The organism is Thermobispora bispora DSM 43833, assembly GCF_000092645.1.
GTDB lineage: Bacteria > Actinomycetota > Actinomycetes > Streptosporangiales > Streptosporangiaceae > Thermobispora > Thermobispora bispora.
Map to the genome: position 1 here is coordinate 362549 of NC_014165.1, position 19083 is coordinate 381631.

Annotated in this window: 17 protein-coding genes and 1 tRNA gene; 11 read left to right on the forward strand and 7 right to left on the reverse strand. The window is 72.7% G+C overall.

Features of this window, described 5'->3' with window-relative positions:
• Positions 1 to 24: 24 nt before the first annotated feature.
• From TBIS_RS01590 to nuoH, 3 genes are read left to right on the forward strand one after another with little or no spacing between them, the layout of a single operon-like run.
• On the forward strand, positions 25 to 537 hold the full coding sequence (locus TBIS_RS01590; RefSeq protein WP_013130580.1) for an NADH-quinone oxidoreductase subunit B: 513 nt from the start codon (positions 25 to 27) through the stop codon (positions 535 to 537).
• Positions 534 to 1178, forward strand: a complete 645-nt coding sequence (locus TBIS_RS01595) for an NADH-quinone oxidoreductase subunit C (RefSeq protein ID WP_013130581.1) — start codon at positions 534 to 536, stop codon at positions 1176 to 1178. Before TBIS_RS01590 ends, TBIS_RS01595 begins: the two co-directional genes overlap by 4 nt.
• Positions 1171 to 2124, forward strand: coding sequence for an NADH-quinone oxidoreductase subunit NuoH (nuoH, locus tag TBIS_RS01600; protein ID WP_013130582.1), 954 nt, complete (start codon positions 1171 to 1173; stop codon positions 2122 to 2124). The genes TBIS_RS01595 and nuoH overlap by 8 nt, the downstream gene beginning before the upstream one ends.
• A gap of 315 nt (positions 2125 to 2439) precedes the next feature.
• On the opposite strand, the gene TBIS_RS18935 is transcribed toward nuoH, so the two are convergent.
• Complete coding sequence (locus TBIS_RS18935; RefSeq protein WP_083785193.1) at positions 2440 to 3204, reverse strand: ComEA family DNA-binding protein; 765 nt, start codon at positions 3202 to 3204, stop codon at positions 2440 to 2442.
• Between the two features lie 223 nt (positions 3205 to 3427).
• Here TBIS_RS18935 and TBIS_RS01610 point away from each other — a divergent pair, with 223 nt between their 5' ends.
• The 7 genes from TBIS_RS01610 to htpX all read left to right on the forward strand — a co-directional run bounded on the left by TBIS_RS01610 (position 3428) and on the right by htpX (position 11045).
• Entirely contained in the window at positions 3428 to 4129 is a 702-nt protein-coding gene (locus TBIS_RS01610; protein ID WP_204251912.1) for a NuoI/complex I 23 kDa subunit family protein, read from the forward strand.
• Complete coding sequence (locus TBIS_RS01615) at positions 4126 to 4656, forward strand: NADH-quinone oxidoreductase subunit J family protein (RefSeq protein WP_013130585.1); 531 nt, start codon at positions 4126 to 4128, stop codon at positions 4654 to 4656. The genes TBIS_RS01610 and TBIS_RS01615 overlap by 4 nt, the downstream gene beginning before the upstream one ends.
• Positions 4657 to 4742: 86 nt before the next feature.
• Positions 4743 to 5084 carry an NADH-quinone oxidoreductase subunit NuoK gene (gene nuoK, locus TBIS_RS01620; RefSeq protein ID WP_013130586.1) on the forward strand — a complete coding sequence of 114 codons (342 nt, stop codon included), beginning with the start codon at positions 4743 to 4745 and terminating at the stop codon, positions 5082 to 5084.
• Positions 5081 to 6961, forward strand: a complete 1881-nt coding sequence (locus TBIS_RS01625) for an NADH-quinone oxidoreductase subunit 5 family protein (protein ID WP_013130587.1) — start codon at positions 5081 to 5083, stop codon at positions 6959 to 6961. The genes nuoK and TBIS_RS01625 overlap by 4 nt, the downstream gene beginning before the upstream one ends.
• Positions 6958 to 8565, forward strand: coding sequence for a complex I subunit 4 family protein (locus TBIS_RS01630; RefSeq protein WP_013130588.1), 1608 nt, complete (start codon positions 6958 to 6960; stop codon positions 8563 to 8565). The genes TBIS_RS01625 and TBIS_RS01630 overlap by 4 nt, the downstream gene beginning before the upstream one ends.
• Positions 8562 to 10127 (forward strand): NADH-quinone oxidoreductase subunit N, encoded by a 1566-nt coding sequence (locus TBIS_RS01635; RefSeq protein ID WP_013130589.1) that lies wholly within the window; start codon positions 8562 to 8564, stop codon positions 10125 to 10127. The genes TBIS_RS01630 and TBIS_RS01635 overlap by 4 nt, the downstream gene beginning before the upstream one ends.
• Positions 10128 to 10196: 69 nt before the next feature.
• Positions 10197 to 11045, forward strand: a complete 849-nt coding sequence (htpX, locus tag TBIS_RS01640) for a zinc metalloprotease HtpX (RefSeq protein ID WP_013130590.1) — start codon at positions 10197 to 10199, stop codon at positions 11043 to 11045.
• 343 nt (positions 11046 to 11388) lie between these two features.
• On the opposite strand, the gene TBIS_RS01645 is transcribed toward htpX, so the two are convergent.
• The 6 genes from TBIS_RS01645 to TBIS_RS01670 all read right to left on the reverse strand — a co-directional run bounded on the left by TBIS_RS01645 (position 11389) and on the right by TBIS_RS01670 (position 18090).
• The gene (locus tag TBIS_RS01645) at positions 11389 to 12129 is read right to left on the reverse strand and encodes an amino acid ABC transporter ATP-binding protein (protein WP_013130591.1); all 741 of its coding nucleotides are present in this window, start codon (positions 12127 to 12129) and stop codon (positions 11389 to 11391) included.
• Positions 12126 to 12959 carry an amino acid ABC transporter permease gene (locus tag TBIS_RS01650; RefSeq protein ID WP_013130592.1) on the reverse strand — a complete coding sequence of 278 codons (834 nt, stop codon included), beginning with the start codon at positions 12957 to 12959 and terminating at the stop codon, positions 12126 to 12128. The genes TBIS_RS01645 and TBIS_RS01650 overlap by 4 nt, the downstream gene beginning before the upstream one ends.
• Positions 12956 to 13804 carry an ABC transporter substrate-binding protein gene (locus tag TBIS_RS01655; RefSeq protein WP_013130593.1) on the reverse strand — a complete coding sequence of 283 codons (849 nt, stop codon included), beginning with the start codon at positions 13802 to 13804 and terminating at the stop codon, positions 12956 to 12958. Before TBIS_RS01655 ends, TBIS_RS01650 begins: the two co-directional genes overlap by 4 nt.
• Positions 13805 to 14165: 361 nt before the next feature.
• A complete protein-coding gene (locus TBIS_RS01660) occupies positions 14166 to 14687 on the reverse strand; it encodes a MarR family winged helix-turn-helix transcriptional regulator (protein WP_013130594.1) in 522 nt (173 codons plus the stop codon).
• Between the two features lie 212 nt (positions 14688 to 14899).
• Positions 14900 to 16615 carry an MDR family MFS transporter gene (locus TBIS_RS01665; RefSeq protein WP_013130595.1) on the reverse strand — a complete coding sequence of 572 codons (1716 nt, stop codon included), beginning with the start codon at positions 16613 to 16615 and terminating at the stop codon, positions 14900 to 14902.
• Positions 16616 to 17598: 983 nt separating this feature from the next.
• Positions 17599 to 18090, reverse strand: a complete 492-nt coding sequence (locus TBIS_RS01670) for a YajQ family cyclic di-GMP-binding protein (protein WP_013130596.1) — start codon at positions 18088 to 18090, stop codon at positions 17599 to 17601.
• A 412-nt stretch (positions 18091 to 18502) separates the two neighbouring features.
• On the opposite strand from TBIS_RS01670, the gene TBIS_RS01675 reads away from it, so the two are divergent.
• Positions 18503 to 18587 (forward strand) — tRNA-Tyr (locus TBIS_RS01675).
• The last annotated feature ends 496 nt before the right edge of the window (positions 18588 to 19083 follow it).

The following is a 19083-nucleotide window of genomic DNA, read 5'->3' on the forward strand; positions in this document are numbered from 1 at the left end:
CGATGAGGGAGGAGAATGGACCGTATGGCGGTGAGGGACCTCCCGACGATCGGGCCGGCGGCCAGGCTGGCACCCAGGCCGATGAAGTTCGTCCTGAACTGGGGCAGGCGGTACTCGCTCTGGGTGTTCAACTTCGGGCTGGCCTGCTGCGCGATCGAGTTCATCGCGACCTCGATGAGCCGCCATGACTTCATCCGATTCGGGGTGATCCCGTTCGCCAACGGGCCACGGCAGGCCGACCTCATGATCGTCTCGGGCACGGTGACCGACAAGATGGCCCCGGCCGTGAAACGGCTCTACGAGCAGATGCCCGACCCCAAGTACGTCATCTCGTTCGGCGCCTGCTCGAACTGCGGCGGGCCGTACTGGGACTCCTACTCCGTGACCAAGGGGGTCGACCAGATCATCCCGGTCGACGTGTACGTGCCCGGCTGCCCGCCCCGGCCCGAGGCGCTGCTCCACGGCATCCTCAAGCTCCAGGAGAAGATCGCGGGCGAGTCGCTCGCCGACCGGTACGGCCCGGGTGAGGACGCATGACCGCGGACATCGGCGCGGCCATCCGGGAGCGGTTCGGCTCCCGGGCCGAGATCTCCGACGCGTTCGGCCAGGTCGTGGCCGACGTCGCCCCCGAGGACTGGGTCGAGGCGCTGGCCTTCGCCCGCTCATGCGGGTTCGAGTTCTTCGACTGGCTGACCGGGGTGGACGACCCGCCCGAGGCGATCCAGGTCGTCGCGCACGTGGTCAACCTCACCGGGGTGCGCCACCTGCTGGTGCGGACCCGGGTGCCGCGCGACGACCCGCGCCTGCCGAGCGTCACCGGTGTCTTCCGCGGCGCGGACTGGCACGAGCGGGAGACGTATGAGATGTTCGGGGTGGTCTTCGAGGGCCACCCGGACCTGCGCCCGCTGCTGCTGCCGGACGGGTTCGAGGGTCACCCGCTCCGCAAGGACTTCGTGCTCGCCGCGCGGGTGGCGAAGGCGTGGCCCGGGGCGAAGGAGCCGGGCGAGTCCGGTCACGAGCCGCCGAGCCGCCGCCGGATGCTGCCCCCCGGCGTGCCGGCGGACTGGGCGAAGCCCGCGCCCGAGCCCCGCGAGCCGGCTGCCGAGCGCCCTGGCGGGCCGGCGGCCGGGCGGTCCGGGGCCGGCGACCCGGGAGCGCAGGGGGAGGGCGATGGCTGATCTGCTCGACATCGCGGTACGGCTCGCCGTCATCGTCGCGGCCTTCCTGCTGCTACCGCTGGTCGTCGGGCAGATGGAGCACAAGGCCATGGCCCACATGCAGTCCCGCCTCGGGCCGATGTACGCGGGCGGGTTCCACGGGTGGGCGCAGCTCATCGCGGACGGGATCAAGTTCATCCAGAAGGAGGACGTCATCCCGGCCGCGGCCGACCGCCGGGTGTTCGCCCTCGCCCCGGCGGTGACGCTCGTGCCGTACCTGGTGGTGATGGTGGTGATCCCGATCGGCCCGGGGCTGATCGGGGTGGACCTCGACGCCGGCCTGTTCTTCGTGCTCGCGGTGATGGGCGTCGGCGTGCTCGGGTCGATCATGGCCGGGTGGGCGTCGGGGAACAAGTTCAGCCTGCTCGGCGGCATCCGGTCGGCGGCCCAGCTCATGTCCTACGAGCTGCCCCTGGTGCTCGCCGCCTCCAGCGTGGCCATGGCGGCCGGCACCCTGTCGCTCCCCGGGATCGTCGAGCGGTGGGAGTGGTGGTGGCTGCCCTGGCAGGCGATCGGCGCGGTGGTGTTCTTCATCGCCGGGCTCGCCGAGCTGCGCCGCCCGCCGTTCGACATGCCGATCGCCGAGTCCGAGCTCGTCATGGGCCCGATGACCGAGTACACCGGGCTGCGGTTCGCGCTGTTCATGCTGGCGGAGTACGCCGGGATCGTGGTGCTCTCCGCGCTCACCACCGTGCTCTTCCTCGGCGGCTGGCACGGCCCGCTGCTGCCCGGCCCGGTGTGGACCCTGATCAAGGTGTTCGCCCTCGCCTTCGTGGTGATCTGGGTGCGGGTGAGCTTCCCCCGGCTCCGGGAGGACCAGCTCCAGCGGTTCGCCTGGACCTGCCTGGTGCCGCTCGCCCTCCTGCAGCTCGCGCTCACCGGCGTGGTGAAGATCGCGCTCGGCTGAGCCGTACCACCGCCTCCGGTGCCCTGTCCTCGGCGGCAGGCCCTCGGGGGCGCGGGGCCGCCGTGCTCGCCATGCCGTGGCCCGCGCCGTGCGCTTGCGTGACCCACGCCCCCGGCCCGCCCCGTGCGCTTGCGCGACCCATGGCCCGGGTTCGCGCCACGGCGGTCGCGCCCCACGGCGGAACCCCCATGCCTCCTCGGCCGGCGCCGTACGCCCCGCGAGACCTCGCGGAGCGCCCGCGGGCACACCCGGCCGCGGCCCGGCCGCCCGGTGGGATGCGCCGGCCGCCGGCCCGCCCGGCCGGCGGCCGGACCGCTAGAGGTACACGGTGTACTCGGCGAGCTCCGGCACCACGTGGGGGGAGAGGTTCACCGCCACCGCGACGTCCTCGGCGGAGACGAACCGGCCGAGCCGTTCGCGGACCCGGACCACCTCCTCGGCGAGGTGCGGGGTCATCCCCGGCAGGGTCGCGATCACCGAGGCCGGAGCGTGGTTGACGTCCACGACGCCGCCGTCGTCGTACTCGCGCGGCAGGTCCGGCCGGCCGATCCGCAGCTCGCGGGCGAGCGACGGGTCCCGCTCGGCGAGCTCGCGCGCCTTCTCGCGCAGCATGCGGCGGAACATCGCCTTGGCGACGGCCTCCTCGTTCGCCCGCTCCCCGGTGTTCGGCCGCGGGCCGAACAGCCTCCGCCGGAGCGCGAACGCGTGCACGGTCCCGCCGAGCCAGGTGGCGAGCCACCCGGTGACCGCGAGCGCGTCCGCCCAGAACGGGATCGCGGGGTAGTGCCCGGCCACCGTGATCCAGATGACCAGGCCGGCGCCGTACCCGGCGGTGGCGGCGGCCAGGGCGCGGCTCCGCAGCCGCGCCGCGGCGTAGGCCAGCATGAACGGCGTCGCCACCCCGCAGGTGAACAGGGGGATGAGGGTCCACACGATGCGCAGCACGGTGTCGCGCGCCCGCCGCTGCGGGGGCGCTGCGTACGGCACGGCCGGGTGCGGCCCGGGCGGCCACGGTGGCGGCGGCGGGTACGGCTCCCGCCCGTGCGGGTGGTACGAGGGCGGTCCCTGATATCCGTGCATGCCCCTGACGATACGAACCAACGGCGTGGCCTGCCGCGGACGGACCGATGGCCCGGCCGCGCCCGGCCGGCCGAGGGCGTGACCGGTGCTGCGGATGAGCACCGATGTGTCCCAGGTGAGCTCCCCGTGAGCCCGTGGGGCAGCGGCAGGCGTGCCCCGGTCCCCCGCACCGGGCCGGGCGGCGCGACGGCACGCATTCACGTGCCGCGGGTTGTGCGCCATGATGGTACGCGTGGCGCACATTCCCGGAGAAGGGCTGGCCAAGGGCCTCGGCGTGACCCTGCGGCACATGCTGCGCAAGTCGGACACGCAGCAGTACCCCGAGGTGAAGCCCGATCTCCCGCCTCGCAGCCGGGGCGTGATCGCCCTGGTCGAGGAGAACTGCACCGTGTGCATGCTGTGCGCCCGGGAGTGCCCCGACTGGTGCATCTACATCGACTCGCACAAGGAGACGCTCCCGGCTCCCGAGGGCGGCCGGCCGCGGGTCCGCAACGTGCTCGACCGGTTCGCGATCGACTTCTCGCTCTGCATGTACTGCGGCATCTGCGTCGAGGTCTGCCCGTTCGACGCGCTCTTCTGGTCGCCCGAGTTCGAGTACGCCGAGTACGACATCCGGGACCTGCTGCACGAGAAGGACCGGCTCCGGGAGTGGGCGGCCACCGTGCCCCCGCCGCCGCCCCTCGAGGCGGGCGCCGAGCCGCCGAAGGAGCTCGCCGCCTCCCGCGCTCCGCGTCCCGCCGCACGCCCCGCGCCCGCGGCGCGCCCGGAGCGGCGGGGTGAGCCGGGCGCCGCACCCGGCGGGGCCCGCGCGGCCGAGGCCGGCACGCCGCCGCGCCGCAAACCGCCGATGACCATGCGGGACATCCGGGCCATCCGGCCCCCTGGGTCGCTGCCGAAACGGGAAGGTCCGAAGGAGGAGCCGTGACCCCGGGACTGTGGCCACCGTCCGGGCCGGAGATCGTCTTCCTGCTGCTCGGCCTCGTGGCCCTCGGTTCGGGGGTGCTCGTCGTCACCACCAAGCGGCTCGTCCACGCCGCGCTCTGGCTCGTCGTCTGCTTCGGCGCGCTCGCCGGCTGCTACCTCGTGCTCACCGCCGAGTTCGTCGCCTGGGTCCAGGTGCTCATCTACGTCGGCGCCGTGGTGGTGCTGCTGCTCTTCGGCATCATGCTGACCCGCGCGCCGACCGGCCGGTCCGAGGAGCTCGACTCCGGCAACCGGTGGGCGGCCGCGCTCGTCGCCCTCGCCACGGCCGGCGTGCTCGTCACCGTGGTGATCTCCGGGTTCCGCGACGCGTACGCCCCGCTGGAGCCCGGCCGGGGGTCCGCGGGCGAGATCGGGGCCGGGATCTTCCGCACCTGGGTGCTGCCGTTCGAGGTCCTCTCCCTGCTCCTGCTCGCGGCCCTGATCGGCGCGATCGTGATCTCCCGTACCGACATCACGGGGCGGAGGTGACGGTGCGGGCGAGGATCGGCGCGGCGTGTCCCTTACCGCCCCGACCGGGCGGGTGGCCACCCCCACGGGAGGCGGAGGGCTGAGCGATGCACGTCGTCTACCCCGTCGTCCTCTCCGCACTGCTGTTCTCGATCGGGGTGTACGGCGTGCTCGCCCGGCGCAACGCGATCCTCGTCATGTTGTCGATCGAGCTCATGCTCAACGCGGTCAACCTCAACCTGGTCGCGTTCGACATCTGGGCGGGGGACCGGCTGCACTCCGGGCAGGCCCTCGCGCTCTTCGTCATCGTGATCGCCGCGGCCGAGGTCGGCCTGGGGCTGGCGATCGTGCTCGCGGTCTTCCGCACCCGGAAGACGATCGACGTGGACCGGCTGCGCGCGCTCTCCGAGCGGGAGCGGGCCGACGATGACGCGGAGGCCCGGACGTGACCGCCGTGCTCGCCCTCATCCCGGGCCTGCCGTTCGCCGCCGCCGTCGCCGGCCTGCTCGGCTCGCGGTGGCCGCGGGGCCGTGCCGGGCGCCCCGACCCGGCCGCCCGGCGGCGGGCGGCGTGGTTCGCGATCGCGCCCCTCACCGGCTCGGCCGTGCTCACCCTCTGGCTCGCCGGGGCGCTCTCCCGCGGCACCCGTACGTCCGAGGGCTTCTGGGCGGCGCTCCTCCCCGGCCGGGTCGCGGGCGCGTACCCGGTGATCGACACGGGATCGCTCCCGATCACGCTGTCGCTCCAGGCCGACGGGCTCTCCGTGCTCACCGGCGGGCTCGTGGTGGTGATCGCGCTCGCCGTGCAGGTCTACTCGGTGGGGTACATGCGGGACGATCCCCGCTACCCGTCGTACACCGCGTTCATCAGCCTGTTCACCAGCGCGATGCTGCTGGTGGTCTACGCGGGCGACCTCATCCTGCTCTACGTGGGCTGGGAGGTCATGGGGCTCTGCTCCTACCTGCTGATCGGCCACTGGTGGGAGGACCGCGCCAACTCCCGCGCCGCGATCAAGGCGTTCCTGGTCACCCGGCTCGGCGACGTCGGCTTCCTCTTCGGGATCTTCACGCTCGGCACGGCGGCCGGGAGCTTCCGGATCGACGACGTGCTCCGCGCCGGCATCCCGGAGGGCACGCTGATCCTCGGGACGCTGCTCCTGCTCGCCGGGGTCGCCGGCAAGAGCGCCCAGGTGCCGCTGCAGACCTGGCTGCCCGACGCCATGGCCGGCCCGACCCCGATCAGCGCGCTCATCCACGCCGCCACCATGGTCGCGGCCGGCATCTTCGTCATCGCCCGGCTGTACCCGCTCTTCCTCGGCGCCGGGCCCACCCTCGACGCGCTCGCGGTGATCGCCGCGCTCGGCATGCTCGGCGCCGCGCTCGCCGCCCTCGCCCAGGACGACCTGAAGCGGGTGCTCGCCTACTCCACGATCAGCCAGCTCGCCGTGATGGCCGCCGCGCTCGCCGCCGGGTCGGACCAGGCGGCGATCTTCCACCTGCTCACCCACGGCGGGTTCAAGGCGCTGCTCTTCCTCTGCGCCGGGGTGGTGATCCACCACGCCGGGTCGAACCTGCTCGGCCGGATGGGCGGGCTGCGCACCGCGCTGCCCATCACCTTCGTGACCATGACGATCGGGTTCGCCGCGCTCGCCGGGCTCCCCCCGGCGAGCGGGTTCTTCAGCAAGGACGCGGTGCTCACCGCGATCGCGGACGGACGGGGCGCGCTCCGGCCGGTGCTCTTCGCGTCGGCCCTGCTCACCGCCGGGGTGACGGGCGCCTACGCCACCCGCGCCTGGCTGCGCGCGTTCTTCGGGCCCGCCCGCGCCGAACCGGGCGCGGGCCATCCGCCGGAGAGCGGCGGGGAGGCGCCCGGGTCCATGCTCTGGCCGCTCGTCGCGCTCGCCGTGCCGTCCCTGCTGTTCGGGTTCGCCCTGCCGGCGTTCGGCGGCGCGGTCCACGGGGAGACGGCGGCCCTCGGCCAGGCGGCCGCCCTGCTCGGCATCGGGGCCGTCTGGTGGGCGTGGCGGCGCGACCCGGAACAGGACCCGGCGCGGCTGCTCGGCCCGCTCCGGGGGGTGTGTGAGCGCGGGTTCCACGTGGACGCGGTATACGCCGCGCTGGTCACCCGGCCGGTCCTCCGGCTCGCCGGCGGGGTCGGGCGGGCCGACGTGCGGGTGATCGACCGGGCGGTGCGCGGCGCCGGCGGGACGGTCACCGCCGTCTCCCGGCTGGTACGGCTCGCCCAGACCGGCAACGCCCAGCTCTACCTCACCGGGCTGCTCGCCGGAGCGCTCCTGATCGCCGTGGCGGCGGTGATGTCCGGGTGAACTGGCTGCTCATCCTCCTGCCCGCCCTGCCGCTCGCCGGAGCGGCCGCGCTCGCCACCCCGGCGTTCCGCGGGCGGACCGGCATCGGCTGGGGCACCGGGGTCTCCGGGCTGGTGCTCGCCGGCGCGGTGGCCGTGGCCGCGGCCTTCGACCACCGGGACGCCGGCCGGGTGCAGTTCGAGGTCGACCTGCCGTGGGTCCCCGCCCTGGGCGTGCGGTTCCACCTCGGGGTGGACGGGATCTCGCTCCCGCTGGTCGTGCTCACCGCCCTGCTGACCTTCCTGTGCTTCGTCCATCTGGCGCGGCACCGGCCGGAGGCCGGGCGGCCGCGGGCGCTGGCGTTCGCGCTGCTCGTCCTCGAGGTCGGGATGATGGGCACCTTCCTCGCCCTCGACCTGCTGCTCTTCTTCGTGTTCTTCGAGGTCGTGCTGGTGCCGATGTACTTCGTGATCGCCATCTGGGGCGGTGACGGCCGCCGGGCGGCCGCGGTCAAGTTCATCCTCTACACGCTGCTCGGCTCGGCGCTGCTGCTCATCGGCCTGCTCGTCGTCGCGCTCCAGGCCGGCACCCTCGACATGACCGCCCTCGCCGAGCGCCGCGGGGCGGGGATCCCGCGCGCGGCGCAGGTCGTCGCGTTCCTCGCGATCGGCCTCGGCCTCGCGGTGAAGACGCCGATGTGGCCGCTGCACACCTGGCTGCCCGACGCCCACACCGAGGCGCCGACCGTCGGCTCGGTGCTGCTCGCCGGTGTGCTGCTCAAGATGGGCTCGTACGGCTTCGCGCGGATCGCCATCCCCGCCCTGCCCGAGGGCGCGGCCGCGTGGGCACCGTGGCTCGGCGCGTTCGCGGCGATCGGCATCGTCTACGGCGCGCTCGCCTGCCTCGCCCAGCGCGACCTCAAGCGCCTGATCGCCTTCTCCTCGGTGGGGCACATGGGCTTCGTGCTGCTCGGGCTGGCCACGCTCACCCCGGTCGGGATGAACGCCGCGCTCTTCGGCAACATCGCGCACGGCCTCATCACCGGGCTGCTGTTCTTCCTCGCCGGCGCGGTGAAGGAGCGGTACGGGACCTCGGACATCGCCCGGATCGGCGGCGGCCTGCTCGGCCGCCTGCCGTACCTGGGGTCGCTGCTCACGTTCGCCGGCATCGCGTCGCTCGGCCTGCCCGGGCTCGCCGGGTTCTGGGGGGAGATGCTCGCGCTGCTCGGGGCGTTCCGGCCGGCCGACGCGCTCCCCCGGCCGCTGTTCCTGGTGTTCATGGTGGCCGGTGGGGTGGGCGCGGTGCTCACCGCCGCCTACTTCCTCCGCATGCTCTCGTTCGTCACCCACGGCCGGGCGATCGAGACCGTCCCGGTCGGCCCGCAGCTCGCCGCGGTCGAGGAGCGGGCCGGCGCCGCGCCGCCGGGTGAGCCGCCCGGCGCGGCGGCCGGGCCAGCCGGCGGCCGGGCTTTCCGGCGGGGCCGGCCGGCCGACGTCACCGGGCACGAGCTCGCCGCCTGGACCCCGCTCGTGGTGCTCATCGTGCTCCTCGGGCTGGTGCCCGCGATCCTGCTCTCCGTCACCACGCCGGCGGTGCTGGCGGCCCTCACGGGGGTGGTGCCGTGATCCTCACGCTCGCGGTGCCGCCTTTCGCCTCCGGGCCCGGCGGGGTGATCCAGTCCATCGACTTCGCGGCGATCGCGGTCCCGCTCATCCTCGCCTGCGCCGCCGGCCTGGTGCTGCTGCTCGACGCCTTCCTCCCCGACCGCCCGGGGAGCGGGCGGGCCGTCGGGCTCGTCGCCCTCGGCGGGGTGCTCGCCGCGCTCGCCGCCACCGCGGTGCAGGGCGCCCAAGGGGTGGAGCGGCGGACGTTCTGCGTGCCCGCCTCGCTCGCCGCGGACGGCGCGCCGCCGCCGTGCTCGTTCGTGGCCGACCGGTTCACGCTGGTCTTCGCCGCCGTGGTGCTCGCCGCCGGCGTCGTGGTGGTGCTGCTCTCCATGGCGGAGCTCGCCACCGGGCGCGTCCCCGTGGGCGAGTGGTACTTCCTGCTGCTCGCCACGCTCACCGGCGCGGTGCTGCTCCCCGCCTCCCGTGACCTGATCACGCTGGTGGTCGCCCTCGAGGTGGTCTCGCTCCCGGTCTTCGCCCTCACCGCCCTGCGCCGGTACGACGGCCGGGCGACCGAGGCGGCGCTCAAGCTGTTCCTCTTCTCCGTGGTCGCCACCGCGGTCACCCTGTTCGGCGCCTCCCTGTTGTACGGCGTGACCGGGTCGGTCTTCCTCGACCGGATCGCCCTCGCCCAGGCCGGGCCGGGCTCCCCGGTCACCACGGTCGCGATCATGCTGATGCTGGCCGGTTTCGCGTTCAAGGCCGCGGCCGTGCCGTTCCACTCGTGGGCCGGGGACGTCTACCGGGGTGCGCCGATCCCGGTGGCCGCGCTGCTGTCGGTCGTCTCCAAGGCGGCGGGCTTCGCCGGGCTCATCCTCCTCCTCACCACCGCGCTGGGCGGCCGGGCGGCGACCTGGGCGCCGGTGATCGCGGTCGTCGCCGCCCTCACCATGACCGTGGGGAACGTGCTCGCGCTTCGGCAGCGCGACGCGATCCGGCTGCTCGCCTGGTCCTCGGTCGCCCAGTCGGGGTACATCCTCGCCCCGCTCGCCGCCGTCCCCGGGCCGGGCGGCGCCACCGCGCCGGGCGAGCCCGCCTCCGCCGGATCGCCGGTGATCGGCCCGGCCGCCGGCGCGTCCATCGCGTACCTGATCTTCTACGCGGCGATGAACCTCATCGCGTTCGCCGTGGTCATGACCGTCGCCCGGCGGGAGGACGGGGCGGAGCTCGACGGCTACCGCGGCCTGGTCCGCCGGAGCCCCGTGCTCGGGCTCGGCCTCGCGTTCTCGCTGATCAGCCTCGCCGGCCTCCCGCCCGGGCTCGCCGGGCTCTTCGCCAAGATCGTGGTCTTCCGCGCGGTGCTCGACGGCGGGCTCGGCTGGCTCGCCGTGGTGGTGGCGGTCAACACCGTCATCGGGCTCGCCTACTACCTCGCCTGGACCGCGCGGCTCTTCGCCCCGGCCGCTCCCGAGCCGGGCCGTACCGGGCCGGTCCCCGCGCTGGTGGCGGTGGGCCTCACGGTCGCGGTCACGCTCGCGTTCTCCGTGGTCCCGCAGGCGGTGCTCGCCCTGGCCGGGTGATCTAGGGAACGTTTTCGCAGGCCATTCACGTTACCCGAGTGGAAACTCTCCTACCGTCGAGGAGAAGGTGTGCACCACAACGGTCTGCGCACAGCGGTTCTGCTCGGCGCTCTGTCCGCCCTGCTCCTCGCAGTGGGTGGCTGGATCGGGGGCGGCGCCGGTGTGCGGATCGCTTTCGTCGCCGCGCTCGCGGTGAACGGCTTCGCGTACTTCTTCTCCGACCGCATCGCGCTCTCCGCGATGCGCGCCCGCCCGGTGTCCGAGGTGGAGCAGCCCGTCCTTTACCGGATCGTCCGGTCGCTCTCGACCGAGGCCCGGCGGCCCATGCCGCGGCTGTACCTCTCGCCCACCATGCAGCCGAACGCGTTCGCGACCGGGCGGAACCCGCGGAACGCCGCGGTCTGCGTCACCTACGGGCTGCTCGCGCTGCTCGACGAGCGCGAGCTACGGGCGGTGATCGGGCACGAGCTCGCCCACGTCTACAACCGGGACATCCTGCTCTCGTCGGTCGCCGGCGCCCTCGCCACCATGATCACGTACGTGGCGCAGCTTGGCGTGTTCTTCGGCTCGGACGACGACGAGACCCCCGGGTTCTTCGGCACGCTCCTGGTGATGATCCTGGGCCCGGTGGCCGCGACCATGATCCAGCTCGCGATCTCCCGCTCCCGGGAGTTCGCCGCCGACGACCTGGGCGCCAGGCTCACCGGCGACCCGCTCGCCCTCGCCTCCGCGCTGCGGAAGATCGAGCTGGGGGTGCGGCGGATCCCGCTCCCCGAGAACGGCAGGCTCGCGTCGGCCAGCCACATGATGATCGCCAACCCGTTCCGCGGGGACGGTCTGGGCCGGCTGTTCTCCACCCACCCCCCAACCGCGGAGCGGATCGCCCGCCTGGAGCGGATGGCGGGCTACCGGCGCTGACCGCCGCCGGTTCGGGTGGCCTCGCGTGACCGCCCCGGCTCGGGTCACCGCGCGTGATCGCCGCCGGCCCGTGCGCCGTGACCGGGCGGGTGACGCTCCCGGAGTCCCACCCGGTGCGCCCGGCCGGCGGGCCGCGACGCCCGCCGTACCGCGCCCGGGTCATCGCGTGGCCTCCGGCGGGCGTATCGGGCTCCGGCCAGGCCGGTCGGCCGCTCGCGGTGGGCGTGACGGCCATCCCGCACCCGAGCCCGGCGGCCCGCACTCGAGCCTTGCGGCCCCGCGCACAGGCCGCGGCCCGGGCGGCCGTGCCGGCCGCCCGGGGCAGGCCGTCGCACCCGGCGGCTCAGCCGACCGGGTTCAGGACCCGGCGGAGGAACTCGCGGGTCCGCTCGTGCTTGGGATTGCCGATCACCTGCTCCGGAGGCCCGTCCTCGACGATCACGCCGTGGTCCATGAAGACCACCCGGTCGGCGACCTCCCGGGCGAAGCTCATCTCATGGGTGACCACGAGCATGGTCATCCCGTCCTGGGCGAGCTGCCGCATCACGCTCAGCACCTCGCCGACGAGCTCCGGGTCGAGCGCCGAGGTGGGCTCGTCGAAGAGCATCAGGGACGGGTTCATGGCCAGGGCGCGGGCGATCGCCACCCGCTGCTGCTGACCGCCGGAGAGCTGCGCCGGGTAGGCCTTGGCCTTCTCCAGCAGGCCGACCTTCTTCAGGTTCTCCGTGGCGATCCGCTCGGCCTCGGCACGGCTCCGCTTCAGCACCCGCTCCTGGGCGATGGTGATGTTGCGCATCACCGTCAGGTGCGGGAACAGGTTGAACTGCTGGAAGACCATGCCGATCCGCCGCCGTGCCGCGTCGATGTCCACGTCGGGGTCGGTGAGCTCGATCCCGTCGACGAACACCTGACCGCTGGTCGGCTGCTCGAGCAGGTTGACGCAGCGCAGGAGCGTCGACTTCCCGGAGCCCGACGGGCCGATGATGCAGACCACCTGGCCGCTCTCGACCGAGAAGTCGATGCCCCGGAGGACCTCCAGGTCGCCGAAGGACTTGTGCACGTTCCGGATCTCGACGGTGCTCATCTGCCGCCCCCCTGACGTGCCTCCAGCCGGCGTGCGAGGTAGCCGAGCGGAACCGTGATCAGCAGATAGGTGACGCCGGCCACGAAGATCGGCGTGGGGTTGGCGAACGTGGCCGCCTCATCGTTGCCGAACTTGGCCAGCTCCGCCTGGCTGGCGGTGACCCCGAGGAACAGCACCAGCGAGGAGTCCTTGAACAGCAGGACCAGCTCGTTGGTGAGCGGCGGGATCACGATCCGGACCGCCTGCGGGATGATGATCGACACCATCGCCCGCATGTACGGCATGCCGAGCGAGCGCGCCGCCTCCATCTGCCCCTTGGGCACCGCCTGGAGACCGGCGCGGAACGTCTCCGCCATGTAGGCCGCCGAGACCAGTCCCAGGCCGAGCGCGGCCTGGCCGTACACGTCGCCCGGAAGCCGGAACCCGGGGAACGCGAGCGGCAGATTGATGATCATCAGGAAGATGACCAGCGCGGGCAGCCCGCGGAAGATCTCGATGTAGGTGGCTGCGATCCACCGGTACGGCCCGACGGACGACAGCCGCATCAGCGCCAGCACCAGTCCCAGGACGAAGCCGAAGGCGTACCCGGTGATCGTGTAGATCACCGTGTTCTTCAGCGCCACCGTGAACAGCTCGGGCAGCCCTTCGCGGGCCACGTCCATGTTGAGGAACGACTGGGAGATGGCGGGCCAGTCGGCGATCGCGGCCAGGACGACCACGACGATGACGAGGACCGCGTACTGGATGCCCCGGCTGATCCGCTGCTTCTTACGTGGGCTGAGCCCTCCGCGCGGGCGGAGGGCCTGCTGCTGCTCGGTCACGGAGCTCACGAGTTCGACGGGGGCTCGGTGCCGAACCACTTCTTGTAGATGGTGGCGTACGTGCCGTCGGCCTTCGCCTGGTTGATGACCTCGTTGACGACGTTGAGGAGCTCGGTGTTGCCCTTCTTCAGGCCGATGCCGTACTGCTCACCGGTGTCGAGGCTGCCCACCATCTCGTACTCCGCGCTGATCTCCGGCTTCTTCAGCCAGGTCAGCACCACCGGGAGGTCCTGCACGATCACATCGACGCGACCGGCCTGCAGGCCGTTGAGCTGCTTCTGCGAGTCCGCGAACTCGATCGGCTCGAAGCCCTGGCTCTTGACGTAGTCGAGGCCGGTGGTCGACGCCTGCGCGCCGAGCTTGAGGCCCTTGGCCTTGACGTCGTCGAGCGAGGTGACCCCGCTGCCCTTCTTCGCCATCAGCGCCTGGGAGGCGTCGAAGTAGGGGACGGAGAAGTCGAGGTTCTGCTTGCGCTCCTCGGTGATCGTCATGCCGGCCGCGGCCACGTCGCACTTACCGGCGTTGAGCGCCGCACCGCTCTTGATCGCCGCGAAGTCGATGTCGACGATCTCCTGCTGCACGCCGAGCTTGTTCGCGACCAGGTCGACGATGTCCACGTCGAAGCCGACGATCTTGTCGCCCTGCTGGAACTGGAACGGCTCGTACGGGATGTTCGTGCAGGTCGTGAGCTTGCCGGGGTTGACCAGCTTCACCCCGCCCGCAGCGCTCGCCGCTTCCGACGGCGAGGAAGCGGTGGTGTCCCCACCGCCGCCGCACGCCGCGACCATGAGCGCGGTGATGAGCGCGGTCGCGCCGATACCCGCCACTCGTCGATAGGTGGACCAGGGAGCCACTGTCGGCCTCCTCAGTGCTATGCCGTACCGGTTGGTGAGCGAGTGTACGTGCAGGAGATGACAGGTTGGCTCCCACATGGGGCGAATGTGGTAACAAGCCGACACCGGTCATCGAGGTCGCCGGGCCGGTCGGGCGAGGTCCGGGGCCGCTCGCGCCTGCCGGCCGGCCGGGAGAGATCGCGCCGGGTCAGGCCGGTCGGCCGCGGGGTCCGTGCCCGGTCCGGCCGCGGTCCGCGCCGGGCTCCGGGCGCGAAGTACGCCCCGTGGATCGCCCCGGGAACCGTCGCCGGCCGGGGCTCCGCTCGCCCCTGGTGGTCCGCCGGAGGAGATGCAGACCGGGGTGGGGATCGATTTTCCGCGGCTAACCGGGAGAGATCCGCGCCTGGTCCGGCTCCGCGTGCTCCTGGCCGGGGGCCGGCTCGGCGAGCAGCGCCCGTTCGGTGAGCGCGTTGAACCGCTCGAGCATCCGCGCCAGCAGCCACACGTCCTCCGTCGGCCAGGAGGAGAGCAGCGAGTAGAGCTGCTGCTGGCGGGCGGTCCTCACCCGGTCCAGCAGCTGCCGCCCCTGAGGGGTGAGGACCAGGCGGTGCGCCCGGCGGTCGAGGGGGTCGGGCTCCCGGCCGACCAGCCCCAGCTCCTCCAGGACCTTCACCTGGCGGCTGATCGTCGCCTTGCCCACGCCGAGGCACGCGGCGAGATCGCTCGGCCGGATCGGGGCGTTCCGATCGATGGAGGAGAGCAGCCCATAGGCGCCGGGCTCCAGCTCAGGGTGGACCTTGCTTCTCATCCGCGCGGAGAGCGCCTGCGCCCGGCGGAAGAGGATGCCGAGCTGGTGCTCGACCGCGCAGAACGCCGCGTAGTCGCCGGTGTCGTGCTCCGGCATCTCCTCACCTCCTTCCGCGCCCGCCCGGCGGGCGACGGCGCGCCCGGCCTAAGGCCGTACCGCGGCCTGATCTTCCGCCTCCGGTCTGGGGAAGTCTGGCACATCGGCGGCCCGCCGGCAGGGCCACCGCCGGACGGGGGAGCGCGTCATCGGCCACGGCGCTCCCCCTGGGCGACCCCGCCGGAGGGACCACGGCCGGGCCGGGGAGCGCGTCACCGGCCACGGCGCTCCCCCTGGGTGACCTCGCCGTGGTGCCCGGGCCCGGTGCCGTCCGCCGAGCCGGGCCGGGTGCCGTTCGCGGGACGGGAACCGTCCGCGGGCCGCGCGCCGTCCGCCGGCCCGATGCCGTCCGCCGAGGCGGGCTGGGCGGTGGCCTGGGCGCCGTTCCCCGGGCGGAAGCCGTTCGTCGAGGGCGCGGGCTCCCGCTCCGCCGTGTGGGCGATGGTGGTCCGCAGCGGCACCTCCTTGATCAAGAAGATCGCGAGGAGCGCGACCAGCACCGCGGGCGCGGAGAACAGGAACAGGTCGGCGATGGCGTGGCCGAACGCGCTCTGCACCACCGTGCGGATCGGCGCGGGCAGCGCCGAGAGGTCGGGGATCGAACCGTCCATGGCGGTGGCCCCGGCCTTGACGCCGAGCGCGGCCAGGCCCTCCCGCAGGTAGCCGCCCACCCGGTGGGAGAGCACGGCGCCGAGCACGGAGACCCCCACGGCACCGCCCATCGACCGGAGGAAGGCGACGAGCGAGCTGGCCGCGCCGAGGTCCGCCAGCCGGACCTGGTTCTGCACGGCGAGCACGAGGTTCTGCTGGGTCATGCCCACGCCGACGCCGGTGCAGAACATGAACAGGGCCAGGACCCAGTACGCCGTGTCGTACCGCATCGTGCCCATCAGCCCCATCCCGGCGGCGAGCGTGATCGCGCCGGCGACCAGGAAGCCCTTCCACCGGCCGGTGCGCGTGATGATGCGCCCGGAGATCGTCGAGGAGAGCGCGAGCCCGATGATCATCGGCAGGGTGAGCAGGCCGGCGACGGTCGGCGTCTCACCGCGGGCGAGCTGGAAGTACTGGACGAGGAAGGTCGACGAGCCGAACATCGCGGCGCCGATGAAGAGGCTCGCGAAGGAGGAGAGGCTGATCGTGCGGACCGCGAACAGCCGCAGGGGGAGGATCGGCTCCTTCGCCGTGCGCTCGGCGAGCACGAACAGGGCGCCGAGAACGAGCGACCCGCCGACCATCGCGGCGGTCTGCCAGGACAGCCAGTCGTAGTCGTGGCCGGCGAAGGAGACCCAGATCAGCAGCAGGGAGACCGCCGCGGTGATGAGCAGCGCGCCGAGCCAGTCGACCTTCACGGCGCGCTTGGTGGTCGGGAGGCGCAGGGTCCGCTGCAGGACGAGCATCGCGATGAGCGAGAACGGCACGCCGACGCAGAAGCACCACCGCCAGCCGAGCCACGGGGTGTCCACGATGACGCCGCCGATGAGCGGGCCGCCCACCGTTCCCACCGCGAACACGGCGCCGAGGTAGCCCGAGTACCGGCCGCGCTCCCGCGGCGGGATCATCGCCGCCATGATCACCTGGGAGAGGGCGGTGAGGCCGCCGACGCCGATGCCCTGAACCGCCCGCGCGGTGATCAGCATTCCGACGTTCTGGGTGAGCGCGGCGAACATCGAGCCGCAGATGAAGATGACCAGCGAGAGCTGGATGAGAAGCTTCTTGTTGAAGAGGTCGGCGAGCTTGCCCCAGAGCGGGGTCGAGACCGTCACGGCGAGCAGGGTCGTGGTGATGATCCACGTGTAGACCGTCTCGTCCGCGTGGAGCTCCGCGGCGATGGTCGGCAGCGCGTTCGCCACGATCGTCCCCGACAGGATCGCCACGAACATCGCCACCAGCAGCCCGGACAGGGCCTCCAAGACCTGCCGGTGCGACATCGGGATGTCCGTGTCGCCTGCCGTCCCCCCAGTGCTGACACGTGCCGCGTCCGTCATCAATGCCCTTTCACCGCGTCTCGACCATCGGTCATCGGAGGGCGTGGCAGCCGTCCGGTGAGCGGGCGCAGCCGCCCCACCGTGTGCGCTTGGTGTGAATCCCGGCCGGGCCGTCCCCTGCCGGCCCGGGTCATGGCGGACGCCCGAGCACCGGCGTCCGCGCCGGTTCCGCATCCGTGACATGCCGTGCGGCCGGGGCGTCGGCCGCAGCGGGCCGGGCGCGTCGCGCTCCGTCACCCGGCCGCCGGGCACCGGCGTTCCGACCTCGGGGAGCGGTGCCCACGTGCGGCCGTCAGGTCCGTGACGCCGATCCCGCGGGATCGGCGGGCCCATGCGGCTCGGTCAGCCCCAAGGTCGCGCGTGCGCTCCCTGATCAGCCCCGGCCGAGCCGAGGATCCGGTCGTCGGGCTCGTGACGGCCGGATGCCACGCCTCCCATTAGTTGCCGTAAGCAAGTATACAGAGATCGTTGCTTCGGGCAACTGTTTTAGTGAGTTGTTGGGTATGGGGTGGTTTGTCGCTTGTGCTGTCGAGGCTGGACGATGCCGCCGCCGGCGCGCGTCTAGTGCGGCTGTGGGGCCGGTCGCGATCCTGTGGTACGCGGCCGGGTGGTACGGCGGCAGGGCGGGGCCGTACGGCGGGACATGCGATGTTCTAGGGGCGTTCCGGCCGGGAAGGGCGCGCGGCGGGTGCGGCGCAGGCCCGCGCGGCAGGCCATGGCGGCCGGATGCTCCGTGCCATTGGGTCGGGCGGTCGCGGGCCGTGGCGGCCGGGGTGTGGTGTGGCCGGTATGTCAGGCGTACCGGGGGAGGGGGGACGCGGGCCCGGCCCGGCGCTCGGCGATGGGCGCCGATCACGGTCTCGGCCGAAGGCCGGGCGACGCCGCGTGCGAGAGCCCCGAGCCCTGACCGGCCGTCAGGGCCTCGATCAGCGGTAGTTGGTGAACTGGAGGGCGATGTCGAGGTCCTTGCCCTTCAGCAGGGCGATGACCGCCTGAAGGTCGTCCTTCTTCTTCGAGCTGACCCGCAGCTCGTCGCCCTGGATCTGCGCCTTCACACCCTTGGGGCCCTCGTCCCGGATGATCTTGGAGATCTTCTTCGCGTGCTCCTGGTCGATGCCCTCCTTCAGGCCGACCATGAGCCGGTACTCCTTGCCGGAGAGCTTCGGCTCGCCCGCGTCCAGGATCTTCAGCGACTGGCCGCGCTTGATGAGCTTCTCCTTGAGCACCTCGAGGGCGGCCTTCACCCGCTCCTCGCTGTTCGCCTTGATCTCGATCTCCTTCTTGCCCGACCAGGAGACGCTCGCCCCGGTGCCCCGGAAGTCGAAACGGTGGGCGATCTCCTTGGCCGCCTGGTTCAGGGCGTTGTCGACCTCCTGCCTGTCGATCTTGCTGACGATGTCGAAGCTGTGCTCAGCCATCCGCTCCGTGTCCTCTCCCTAGTCGCCTCAGAGACTAACGGCACTGCGCGTGATCACACGTGCGGGCGCTCGCCACCACCAGATCATGGCCCTGGCGGCGCCGGCCGGCGGGCGGAATGTGGCCATGGTGGCGGCCGGCCGGCGGGCGATCGGCGGACCGGCGCGGCTCACGGAGGTCAGGGACGGGCGCCGAACGACCTGCTCAACGCGGAGATCGCCCACTGCGGCCGTACGGCGGCCGGGACGGGCGGGGTGGTACGGGCCGGAGCGGGACGTCGGCGGCCGGTGGGTCATGGCGTCGGGGCGCCCACGGGGGACGGCCAGGTGGGTTCGCGGCGGAGGCCGGATCCGATGTCACACACACCCGAGAAGTCCGCTATCCTTCTAACCGTCAACGCGTAAGCGATGACACGGCAGGTTGCCCGAGTGGCCAAAGGGAGCGGTCTGTAAAACCGTCGGCTCAGCCTACCCAGGTTCAAATCCTGGACCTGCCACCAGCAGGGGAAGAGGCCTCTGACCAGCAGAAATGCGGGTCAGAGGCCTCTTCGTTTCATGATCCGTGAGTCCCCCTGACTCCCCCCCTGTTCCCCGTGAGATGTGGCACGCGTGTGGCACGGATGTGGCACGCGATCAAGCTCGTCTCTGGGCGCGGACGCGCATGCCGCGCCTCCCTGATCATCCCGTCTGCCTCGACCCACCGCGGAGCGGCAGCGGGCCGGCGACGGAGGCTCAAGCCCGTCTTCGCGTGTACGTCAGCTGGTCGCCGTTCCTCGGTCATTTGATGCCAACGGCCACAGACGGGCTTGAGCCGTAGGAGCCGGTCTGCTGGGCTTGCCTGGGTCGGGGCAGACGGGATGATCAGGTTTCCACCTCAGCCAGTTACGGTCTTGGCCAGTGCGCGGGCGATCATCCCGGAGCCGAGGCCCCCGCCGGAGGCGCATCCTTCTTGCCGGAGCTCGTGGAGGTGATCAGGAGCGTGCAGTGCCACCTTGA

Excerpts from the sequence above, each read along its gene's own strand:
- TBIS_RS01590 (WP_013130580.1), top strand. The coding sequence starts at position 25 with ATGGCGGTGAGGGACCTCCCGACGATCGGGCCGGCGGCCAGGCTGGCA.
- TBIS_RS01595 (WP_013130581.1), top strand. The coding sequence starts at position 534 with ATGACCGCGGACATCGGCGCGGCCATCCGGGAGCGGTTCGGCTCCCGG.
- nuoH (WP_013130582.1), top strand. The coding sequence starts at position 1,171 with ATGGCTGATCTGCTCGACATCGCGGTACGGCTCGCCGTCATCGTCGCG.
- TBIS_RS18935 (WP_083785193.1), bottom strand. The coding sequence starts at position 3,204 with ATGCACGGATATCAGGGACCGCCCTCGTACCACCCGCACGGGCGGGAG.
- TBIS_RS01610 (WP_204251912.1), top strand. The coding sequence starts at position 3,428 with ATGGTACGCGTGGCGCACATTCCCGGAGAAGGGCTGGCCAAGGGCCTC.
- nuoK (WP_013130586.1), top strand. The coding sequence starts at position 4,743 with ATGCACGTCGTCTACCCCGTCGTCCTCTCCGCACTGCTGTTCTCGATC.
- TBIS_RS01645 (WP_013130591.1), bottom strand. The coding sequence starts at position 12,129 with ATGAGCACCGTCGAGATCCGGAACGTGCACAAGTCCTTCGGCGACCTG.
- TBIS_RS01660 (WP_013130594.1), bottom strand. The coding sequence starts at position 14,687 with ATGCCGGAGCACGACACCGGCGACTACGCGGCGTTCTGCGCGGTCGAG.
- TBIS_RS01665 (WP_013130595.1), bottom strand. The coding sequence starts at position 16,615 with ATGTCGCACCGGCAGGTCTTGGAGGCCCTGTCCGGGCTGCTGGTGGCG.
- TBIS_RS01670 (WP_013130596.1), bottom strand. The coding sequence starts at position 18,090 with ATGGCTGAGCACAGCTTCGACATCGTCAGCAAGATCGACAGGCAGGAG.